At 51.3% G+C, this 9,485-nt stretch carries 9 protein-coding genes and 1 pseudogene; 5 read left to right on the top strand and 5 right to left on the bottom strand.

Annotated features, from left to right (window positions below; all coding sequences use genetic code 11):
* Positions 1-125 (bottom strand): annotated as a pseudogene (locus ABDW13_RS22745) (RNA polymerase sigma factor RpoE); the annotation flags it as partial.
* A gap of 441 nt (positions 126-566) precedes the next feature.
* Between ABDW13_RS22745 and nadB the strand changes: the two are divergent.
* Positions 567-2,186, top strand: coding sequence for an L-aspartate oxidase (gene nadB, locus ABDW13_RS22740; RefSeq protein WP_343554782.1), 1,620 nt, complete (start codon positions 567-569; stop codon positions 2,184-2,186).
* Here nadB and ABDW13_RS22735 read toward each other — a convergent pair.
* Positions 2,171-2,920 (bottom strand): methyltransferase, encoded by a 750-nt coding sequence (locus ABDW13_RS22735; RefSeq protein ID WP_343554781.1) that lies wholly within the window; start codon positions 2,918-2,920, stop codon positions 2,171-2,173. The genes nadB and ABDW13_RS22735 overlap by 16 nt on opposite strands.
* 141 nt (positions 2,921-3,061) lie before the next feature.
* Here ABDW13_RS22735 and srmB point away from each other — a divergent pair, with 141 nt between their 5' ends.
* Entirely contained in the window at positions 3,062-4,390 is a 1,329-nt protein-coding gene (gene srmB / locus ABDW13_RS22730) for an ATP-dependent RNA helicase SrmB (RefSeq protein WP_343554780.1), read from the top strand.
* A 198-nt stretch (positions 4,391-4,588) separates the two neighbouring features.
* Here srmB and grcA read toward each other — a convergent pair whose 3' ends face one another.
* The gene (grcA, locus tag ABDW13_RS22725) at positions 4,589-4,972 is read right to left on the bottom strand and encodes an autonomous glycyl radical cofactor GrcA (protein WP_343554779.1); all 384 of its coding nucleotides are present in this window, start codon (positions 4,970-4,972) and stop codon (positions 4,589-4,591) included.
* 264 nt (positions 4,973-5,236) lie between these two features.
* On the opposite strand from grcA, the gene ung reads away from it, so the two are divergent.
* Entirely contained in the window at positions 5,237-5,914 is a 678-nt protein-coding gene (gene ung, locus ABDW13_RS22720; protein WP_343554778.1) for a uracil-DNA glycosylase, read from the top strand.
* Between the two features lie 45 nt (positions 5,915-5,959).
* Here the strand turns inward: ung and grpE are convergent, their stop codons facing one another.
* Positions 5,960-6,538, bottom strand: a complete 579-nt coding sequence (gene grpE, locus ABDW13_RS22715) for a nucleotide exchange factor GrpE (protein WP_343554777.1) — start codon at positions 6,536-6,538, stop codon at positions 5,960-5,962.
* A 122-nt stretch (positions 6,539-6,660) separates the two neighbouring features.
* Between grpE and nadK the strand changes: the two genes are divergently transcribed.
* Together nadK and recN are read left to right on the top strand one after the other, a co-directional pair.
* Entirely contained in the window at positions 6,661-7,539 is an 879-nt protein-coding gene (nadK, locus tag ABDW13_RS22710) for an NAD(+) kinase (protein WP_343554776.1), read from the top strand.
* Between the two features lie 85 nt (positions 7,540-7,624).
* Positions 7,625-9,286 carry a DNA repair protein RecN gene (gene recN / locus ABDW13_RS22705; protein ID WP_343554775.1) on the top strand — a complete coding sequence of 554 codons (1,662 nt, stop codon included), beginning with the start codon at positions 7,625-7,627 and terminating at the stop codon, positions 9,284-9,286.
* On the opposite strand, the gene ABDW13_RS22700 is transcribed toward recN, so the two are convergent.
* On the bottom strand, positions 9,275-9,485 hold a 211-nt coding region (locus ABDW13_RS22700; protein WP_343554774.1), incomplete at its 5' end, for a hypothetical protein. The two genes, recN and ABDW13_RS22700, sit on opposite strands and share 12 nt — an antisense overlap.

Here is a 9,485-nt window from a genome sequence, read left to right as displayed (position 1 = left end):
GGAACATAGCGTGAAACCAGGCTCGCCACTTTATGCTGGTATCGAATCACCAGTAAATTAAAGGACTTTTGATCTCCCTTCTGAACCCGCTCAACGAGAACCTGATCCGTTAACTGCTCGCTCATCCGAGGTAATATCTCCCCAAAACTTTTTTATGCGTAAGTGAACTGCCAGCACATCTCATTGTTCTGAGCAAGCATGCGCTTAGAGTGATCTGTTGGCCTGAAGTTCACTACGACCAGAATTTTTCCGTATCGGAACCACGACATCATTGTTGTTGATTGTCTTTCAGTGTAGCGACTTGCCACGCTGGTGGTGTCTTTTGCGGCACCGATAATCGCTGGCAGAGTACCTTATGACGCGGTCATTTTCACCTTTATTACCTGAATTTTCAGAGTGTTTGATATAAAAAACACATTCTGCTTATTTTAAGCGTTAACTGACTGATATCACGTCACAAACTGTTTGTGGTGTGCTTTTTTTCTGCATCATTTGTTCAAAATACTTCACAGCATCCCCATCCAGGCTTATGCTCAAGTCACCTTTTGTTTAGTAAATTAAACACCATGACTTCTCTTCCTGACTATCAGTGTGATGTACTCATCGTCGGCAGCGGCGCGGCAGGTTTATCGTTAGCGCTGCGCTTAGCGCCGCATTATCAGGTTACCGTGCTGAGTAAAGCGCAGGTGAATGAAGGCTCAACGCTGTACGCGCAGGGCGGGATTGCGGCGGTGTTTGACGAAACTGACAGCATCGAATCGCACGTTGAAGACACGCTGATTGCCGGTGCTGGCTTATGCGATCGGGAAACGGTGAACTTTATCGCCAGCAATGCGCGCCATTGTGTGCAATGGCTGATTGATAATGGCGTGGCATTTGATAAAGAAACTCACAGCGATGGTGAAGCGCGCTATCACCTCACGCGTGAAGGCGGCCACAGCCATCGCCGCATTCTGCACAGCGCGGACGCCACCGGGCGCGCGGTTGAAACGACCTTAGTTAGCCAGGCGCTGAGTCATCCTAATATCCGCATTATCGAACGCACCAACGCGGTGGATTTGATTCTCTCCGATAAACTCGGCTTACCCGGTAAACGTCGCGTGGTCGGCGCTTGGATATGGAACCGCAACCGCGAGCAGGTTGAAACCTGCCGTGCACGTGCGGTGGTGCTGGCGACCGGCGGCGCGGCGAAAGTTTACCAATACACCACCAATCCTGACGTAGCCTCTGGCGATGGCATTGCCATGGCGTGGCGCGCGGGTTGTCGCGTGGCCAATCTGGAATTCAACCAATTTCATCCTACCTGCTTGTTCCACCCACAGGCGCAAAACTTCCTGCTGACCGAAGCGCTGCGCGGTGAAGGTGCGTGGCTGCTACGCCCCGATGGCACACGCTTTATGCCCGATTTCGATCCACGTGCCGAGCTTGCCCCACGTGACATCGTGGCGCGTGCTATCGATCATGAAATGAAACGACTGGGCGTCGATTGTATGTATCTCGATATCAGCCATCAGCCGGAAAGTTTTATCCGCAACCATTTCCCGATGATTTACGAAAAGCTCCTGACCTTTGGCCTCGACCTCACCAAAGAACCGATCCCGATTGTGCCCGCCGCGCATTACACCTGCGGCGGCGTGATGGTGGATCAGCAAGGACGTACCGACGTTGATGGGCTGTATGCTATCGGTGAAGTGAGTTATACCGGCCTGCACGGTGCCAACCGCATGGCATCCAATTCACTGCTGGAATGCCTGGTTTATGGTTGGTCGGCGGCAGAAGACATGATTGCGCGCTTACCGGAAGTGGCCGCAGTTGAACGTCTTCCTGCCTGGGATGAAAGTCGCGTCGATGACGCCGATGAACGTGTGGTGATTCAGCATAACTGGCACGAGTTGCGCCTGTTTATGTGGGATTACGTTGGCATTGTGCGCACCACCAAACGGTTGGAACGTGCGCTGCGCCGCATCAATTTACTTCAGCAAGAAATCGATGAGTATTACGCGCATTTCCGCCTCTCTAATAATTTGCTGGAGCTACGCAATCTGGTGCAGGTTGCGGAGTTGATGGTGCGCTGTGCGCTGGAGCGTAAAGAGAGCCGCGGCTTGCACTTTACGCTCGACAATCCTGATTTGCTCGCTGAAGCCTTGCCAACCATCCTGCAACCGGAAGGTTATCTGAATAAGTAGAACTCTTTCACCAGACTGAGCCAGTCAGCAGAATAGCTTTTATCTTCATCGCGAATGGCGAGACGTTCCTGCAACGTTTCGCCTGCTGTCGGTGAAAAGCCCAACACCAAACGATTTGGCGGACGTTGCGCATAGGCAGCGACATCGTAGCGATAGCGCAAGTGCCAGCCATCTGCCTGCGCCAGCGAAATCAACGCTTCTCCCGCTTCTGCTGGCAGCACCACGCAAAAAATCCCCTCTTCTTCAATGAGCCCGGCTGCACAACGCAGTAAGGTTTGATGATCAAGCGTTGCGGTGCTGCGTGCGGTATCGCGTTCGGCGCTGCTGGAAGCCATGCCCGGCGCGAAAAAAGGGGGATTACTGACGATCAACGAGAAGCGCTTGTCGCACTGCTCGCTCCAACTGACGATATCCTGATGATGCACCGTGATACGATTGGCCCACGGCGAAGCGTGAATATTTTCCGCCGCCTGTTGTGCCGCGCTGGCTTCCAGTTCAACGGCATCAATGCTGACTTGCTCTGGCGTGCGTTGCGCCAGCATCAGCGCAATCAAGCCGCTCCCGCAGCCGATATCGAGGATGCGCCGCGTGTTGGCAACCGGCGCCCAAGCCCCTAGCAACACGCCATCAGTGCCGACTTTCATCGCACAGCGATCGTGCGCCACGAAAAATTGCTTAAAGGTAAAACCATCTTTTCTTAACTTCGCCCGCGTTGGCGGTTGGTCCTGAGACATACTTCACTACCATTGAATTTTTTACTGCCGGAAGTGTAACGTGGTGCGGATGGGAATTCACCTGCGCCTGTAATACCTACACAAACAGATGAAGATTATATTCGTTCTGTCTATAATCAGCGCCCCAAACTGAGGTAGACCATGACCGTAACCACATTCTCCGAACTCGAACTTGACGAAAGCCTGCTACAAGCGCTGCAGGAAAAAGGCTTTACTCGCCCGACAGTTATTCAGGCCGAGACCATTCCTGCTGCATTAGAAGGCCGTGACGTTCTGGGTTCGGCACCAACCGGGACGGGGAAAACTGCAGCGTTTTTGCTGCCCGCTTTACAGCATTTACTCGATTTTCCGCGTAAGAAATCAGGTCCTCCGCGTATTCTGATTTTAACGCCGACGCGTGAACTGGCGATGCAGGTCGCCGATCATGCGCGTGAACTGGCAAAACACACCCATCTGGATATCGCCACCATCACCGGCGGCGTGGCGTATATGAATCATGCCGAAGTATTCAGTGAAAACCAGGACATCGTGGTTGCCACCACTGGTCGTCTGCTGCAATACATCAAAGAAGAGAACTTCGACTGCCGCGCGGTTGAAACGCTGATTCTGGATGAAGCCGACCGCATGCTGGACATGGGCTTTGCACAGGATATCGAAACCATCGCCGCCGAAACCCGCTGGCGTAAACAAACGCTGCTGTTCTCAGCAACGTTGGAAGGCGAAAATATTAAAGATTTCGCCGAGCGCCTGTTGAACGAACCGGTGGCCATTGAAGCCGATCCGAGTAAAAGCGAGCGTAAAAAGATTCAGCAATGGTATTACCGTGCCGACAACCTTGAGCACAAAACTAAGCTGCTGATTCACCTGCTGAAGCAGCCTGAAGCAGAGCGCGTCATCGTATTTGTGCGTAAGCGTGAACGCTTGCATGAAGTGGTGACCTGGCTACATGAAGCCGGGATTCGCAGCAGCTATCTTGAAGGTGAGATGGTGCAGGTCAACCGCAATGAAGCGATCAAACGTATGAACGATGGTCGCGTCAAAGTGATGGTTGCCACCGATGTTGCCGCGCGTGGTATCGACATTGACGACATCTCGCATGTTATCAACTTCGACCTGCCACGCACGGCTGATATTTATATTCACCGCATTGGGCGTACTGCGCGTGCGGGACGCAAAGGCACGGCTATTTCGCTGGTTGAAGCACACGATCATCTGTTGCTGGGCAAAATTACCCGCTACACCAATGAACCGTTGAAGGCACGTGTGATTGAAGAGCTGCGTCCTGAAAGCCGTGCGCCAAGTGCGAAAGTGACAGGAAAACCGTCGAAAAAGGCCCTTGCGAAGCGTCAAGAGCGCAAAGAGAAAGAAGCTGAAAAGCCGCGCGTTAAAAAGCGTCATCGTGACACCAAAAACATCGGTAAACGCCGCAAGCCAAGCGCGAGCGATGTACCGGAGTCAGGTGCGGAATAAAACAGCACGCATTGCAATTAATCGCCTCTTTTGGGGCGATTTTTTTGTTTTAAGCGTAGAGAAATCACGCTTTGACGATGAAATTGATTTCAATTCCCTTTCTTACGATTCGCTACTCGATTTTTAAACACAAAAAAGCCGCGCCAATCAATATTGGCGCGGCTTGCATTGCTGTGTGTCTTTTCGTCAGCGCTGCAATTACAGGCTTTCGGTGAATGTACGTGTAATCACGTCACGCTGCTGCTCTGGCGTCAGCGCGTTAAAGCGTACGGCATAGCCGGAAACGCGAATGGTCAATTGAGGATATTTTTCTGGATTGTTCACCGCATCTTCCAGCGTTTCACGACGCAGCACATTGACGTTCAGGTGCTGACCACCTTCTACACGTACCTGCGGTTTCTGTTCCAGTGGAATTTCACGGTAAGCAATTTCACCCAGATCGCTGATCGCAACCACCTGATCTTCAGAGAAATCACCTTTAGCGCACAAGCAACGTGCTTCGGCTTTTTCATCGTCCAGCAGCCAGAATGAGTTCATCAGCTGAGGATTGTTAGTTTGAGTAATTTGAATGCCGGTAATCATAGTCGGTCTCCAGGGCTTTTACGCCGCCCATTCAGGCAGCGAGGTTCATAACATTTTGAATGCTCTGGTATATCACCGCCGCAAAACAGCCGTTTTGACCTGTATCAATTTTGCTCAACCACACTTCCCACTGCAAAATCTAACAAATTGATTCACAACAAATTTCACCATTAACTTTTTATGTAATTCTTCAAATTATTTTTACCCTTCTGCTCTTGAGCCCGACACGTTAAGCTAGGCGCACTATTTTGCAGGGAGTCAATGATGGCTGAGAAGCTAACCTGGCACGATGTGCTAGCTGAAGAGAAAGAGAAACCTTATTTCGTGGAAACACTGAAAGCCGTTGCTAACGAACGTGCTGCCGGTGTAACGGTTTATCCGCCGCAGAAAGACGTGTTCAATGCCTTCCGGCTAACCGAATTGGGTGAAATTAAAGTGGTGATTTTAGGGCAAGATCCCTATCACGGCCCCAATCAGGCGCATGGTTTAGCCTTCTCTGTGCTGCCAGGCGTGGCAACACCGCCGTCATTGCTGAACATGTATAAAGAGCTGGAGCAGGATATTCCCGGCTTTGTGCGTCCACAGCATGGTTTTCTCGAAAGCTGGGCAACTCAGGGCGTGATGTTGCTGAACACGGTGTTAACAGTGGAAGCGAGTAAAGCGCATTCGCACGCGCGTTTTGGCTGGGAAACCTTTACGGACAACGTGATTAGCGCCATTAATCAGCATCGCGAAGGGGTTATTTTCTTGCTGTGGGGTTCACATGCGCAGAAGAAAGGCAGCATTATCGATACTCAGCGCCATCATGTATTGAAAGCGCCGCATCCTTCCCCGCTCTCCGCACATCGCGGCTTTTTTGGCAGCAAACACTTCTCACAAGCGAACGCATTACTCACTCAATCCGGCCAAACGCCGATTGATTGGCTGCCGGTTTTGCCATAAAAACAAACGGCCGCATTAAGCGGCCGTCGTCATCGCAGCAATCTATCAGCCTTTGGCTTTGGTCACTGCCACCATCGCAGGACGCAATAAGCGACCGTTGAGAGTGTAACCGCGCTGCATCACCATCAATACATGGTTTGGCGCCATTTCGTCAGATTCCATCATCGACATCGCCTGATGAATTTCCGGGTTGAATGGCACGTTGGTATCACCGACCACTTCCACGCCAAACTTGCGCACCGCGCCCAGCAGCGATTTCAACGTCAGCTCAATACCTTCGATCATGGAAGCCAATTCAGCGTTTTCTTTATCGGCTACTTCCAGCGCGCGCTCCAGGCTATCGATCACTGGCAGCAACTCGTTGGCGAATTTTTCCAGCGCAAACTTATGCGCTTTTTCCACATCCATTTCGGTGCGGCGACGGATGTTTTCAATCTCCGCCTGTGCACGCAGTTGTGCATCACGCACGCCAGTCTGTGAAATCGCCAACTCAGCTTCCAGTTGTGCGATACGCTCGTCACGCGGATCCACCTCAGCGGTTGTCTCTGCGTCCACGTGCTGCTGTTCCTGTTGAATTTCGTCTGAGACTTGCTCGTTTGGGGTGTTCTGTTCTTTACTACTCATGAATTTCTCCGCGTTTTACACATTCATCTCGCTGGTTGGCTTATTATGGGGATCAGTTTGACGGTTTCAAGTAAACCCATCACATTGCCTGGCCGTTTTGGCTTATAAGGAACTCGCGCTAAATGAACAAACACTTTAACTGCATCGGGATTGTTGGCCATCCGCGCCATCCTACTGCGTTAACCACCCATGAAATGCTCTGGCGCTGGCTGACGGCAAAGGGTTATGAGGTGATTGTCGAACAACAGATCGCGCGCGAACTGAACCTAAAGAATGCACAAACGGGCAGCCTGGCTGAAATTGGTCAACGTGCTGATTTAGCGGTGGTCGTTGGCGGCGACGGCAACATGCTGGGAGCCGCACGCGTGCTGGCGCGTTATGACATCAAAGTGATTGGTATTAACCGTGGCAATCTCGGTTTTCTCACCGATCTCGATCCCGACAATGCGCAGCAGCAGCTGGATGACGTGCTGCAAGGCGACTATTTTGTGGAAAGCCGTTTCTTGCTGGAAGCACAGGTGTGCAAAGAAGATTGCTCGCCTCGCATTGGTAGCGCCATCAATGAAGTGGTGCTGCATCCGGGCAAAGTGGCACACATGATTGAATTCGAAGTCTATATTGACGAAGTTTTCGCGTTTTCACAGCGATCGGATGGCCTGATTATCTCAACGCCAACCGGCTCAACCGCTTATTCCCTTTCGGCAGGCGGCCCAATTTTAACGCCATCACTTGATGCCATTACGCTGGTGCCAATGTTCCCGCACACCCTTTCCGCCCGTCCGTTGGTAATCAACAGCAGCAGCACCATTCGCCTGCGTTTTTCGTCATTGCGCAGCGATCTGGAAATCAGTTGCGACAGCCAAATTGCCTTGCCGATTCAGGAAGGTGAAGATGTGCTGATTCGCCGCAGCGCCAACCACCTCAACTTAATCCACCCAAAAAATTATAACTATTTTAATACCTTAAGCTCAAAACTCGGCTGGTCAAAAAAATTGTTCTAAAAAACAGCGCAGACATCTTTACTGTATAAAAAACCAGTTTATACTGTATGTAATTACATATCTGTTCTTACATACAGGTGATTCTATGTTGGCACAACTGACCATCAGTAACTTTGCTATCGTTCGTGAACTGGAGATCGACTTTCATCGTGGTATGACAGCGATTACAGGAGAAACCGGCGCAGGTAAATCCATCGCAATTGATGCGCTTGGTCTGTGTTTGGGCGGCCGCGCTGAAGCAGATATGGTGCGTCAGGGTGCTAATCGCGCTGATATTTGTGCGCGCTTCCAATTGAAAGCCTCTCCATCAGCGCAACGTTGGCTGATTGAAAATCAACTGGATGAAGGCCATGAATGCTTGTTACGTCGCGTGATCAGTGCGGATGGACGTTCACGTGGTTTCATTAATGGCACCTCTGTGCCGTTGTCTCAGCTCCGCGAATTGGGCCAACTGCTGATTCAAATCCACGGCCAGCATGCACACCAACTTTTGCTCAAATCCGATCACCAAAAACACCTGCTAGATGCTTACGCTGCGCATGATGATCTGCTCAGTGATATGCGTCAGCACTATCAACGTTGGCATCAAAGCTGCCGAGCGTTAGCGCAACATCAGCAGCTGTCACAAGAGCGCGAATCGCGCCGCGAGCTGCTGCAATATCAGTTGAAAGAACTCAATGAATTCGCGCCGCAACTGGGAGAGTTTGAGCAGATTGATGAAGAGTACAAGCGTCTGGCGAATAGCGGTCAATTGCTTTCAACCAGTCAACAAGCGCTGCACATCCTCGCCGATGGCGATGACACCAATCTGCAAAGCTTGCTGTATAGCGCTCGCAATATGCTGGGTGAACTGGTCACTCTCGATAACAAAGTCAGTGGTGTGTTCAATTTGCTGGAAGAAGCGGCAATTCAGTTGAGTGAAGCCAGCGATGAATTACGCCACTATTGCGAGCGTTTGGATCTCGATCCTAATCGCCTGCATGAGCTGGAGCAGCGCTTGTCGCGCCAGATCGCTCTTTCGCGTAAACATCACGTTTCCCCTGAAACCTTGCCGGTGCTGTATCAGCAATTACTGGATGAAGCGGAATTGCTGTCGCAACAAGAGAGCGATCAGGAAATCCTGCAAACTGAAGTGGTGGCTCACCATCAGGCCGCGCTACTTACCGCTGAGAAGCTGCATCAATTACGTGAAACCTCTGCGCAAGAGTTAAGCCAGTTGATTACGCAAAGCATGCGTACGCTGTCGATGCCGCACGGCCAATTTGCGATTGTGCTAGAGTTCAATGCTGATCAACTCACCGCCGACGGTGCAACGCGCATCGATTTTCGTGTGACGACTAACCCAGGCCAGCCGCTTCAACCGCTTGGCAAAGTGGCCTCGGGCGGTGAACTGTCGCGTATCGCTTTAGCCATTCAGGTGATTACCGCGCAAAAAATGGAAACGCCGGCAATGATTTTCGACGAAGTGGATGTGGGCATCAGCGGTCCAACAGCCGCGGTTGTAGGCCAAATGCTACGTCAGTTGGGGGAATCAACTCAGGTGATGTGCGTAACGCATCTGCCGCAAGTCGCCGGTTGCGGACATCAACATTTCTTCGTCAGCAAAGAAACAGACGGTGCAATGACAGAAACGCATATGCAGCCGCTGGATAAACGTGCGCGCCTGCAAGAGTTGGCGCGTCTGCTGGGTGGCAGCGAAGTCACGCGCAACACGCTGGCGAACGCAAAAGAACTTTTAGCTGCCTGATACCGCACTTTTTTCCAGCCTGGTGGTCATATGCTTGCTCTGTAGAGGTTTCAAATAGCGAAAAGGTTTATTATCATCGGCTGTTAAGTCGCCTGGGTAATAAAGCCTGCCGCAGGCAGAGTTCAGAATTTGATGGCAAAAAAATAGCCTGCTGAAAGGCGTTTGGCCCCAGAAAAGGAATGTATAGATGCGCTGTAAA

This window comes from Pantoea sp. (genome assembly GCF_039594315.1).
Classification (GTDB): domain Bacteria; phylum Pseudomonadota; class Gammaproteobacteria; order Enterobacterales; family Enterobacteriaceae; genus Pantoea.
Note: the sequence above shows the minus strand (reverse complement) of the source record. Positions and strands in the feature narration are given on the sequence as shown.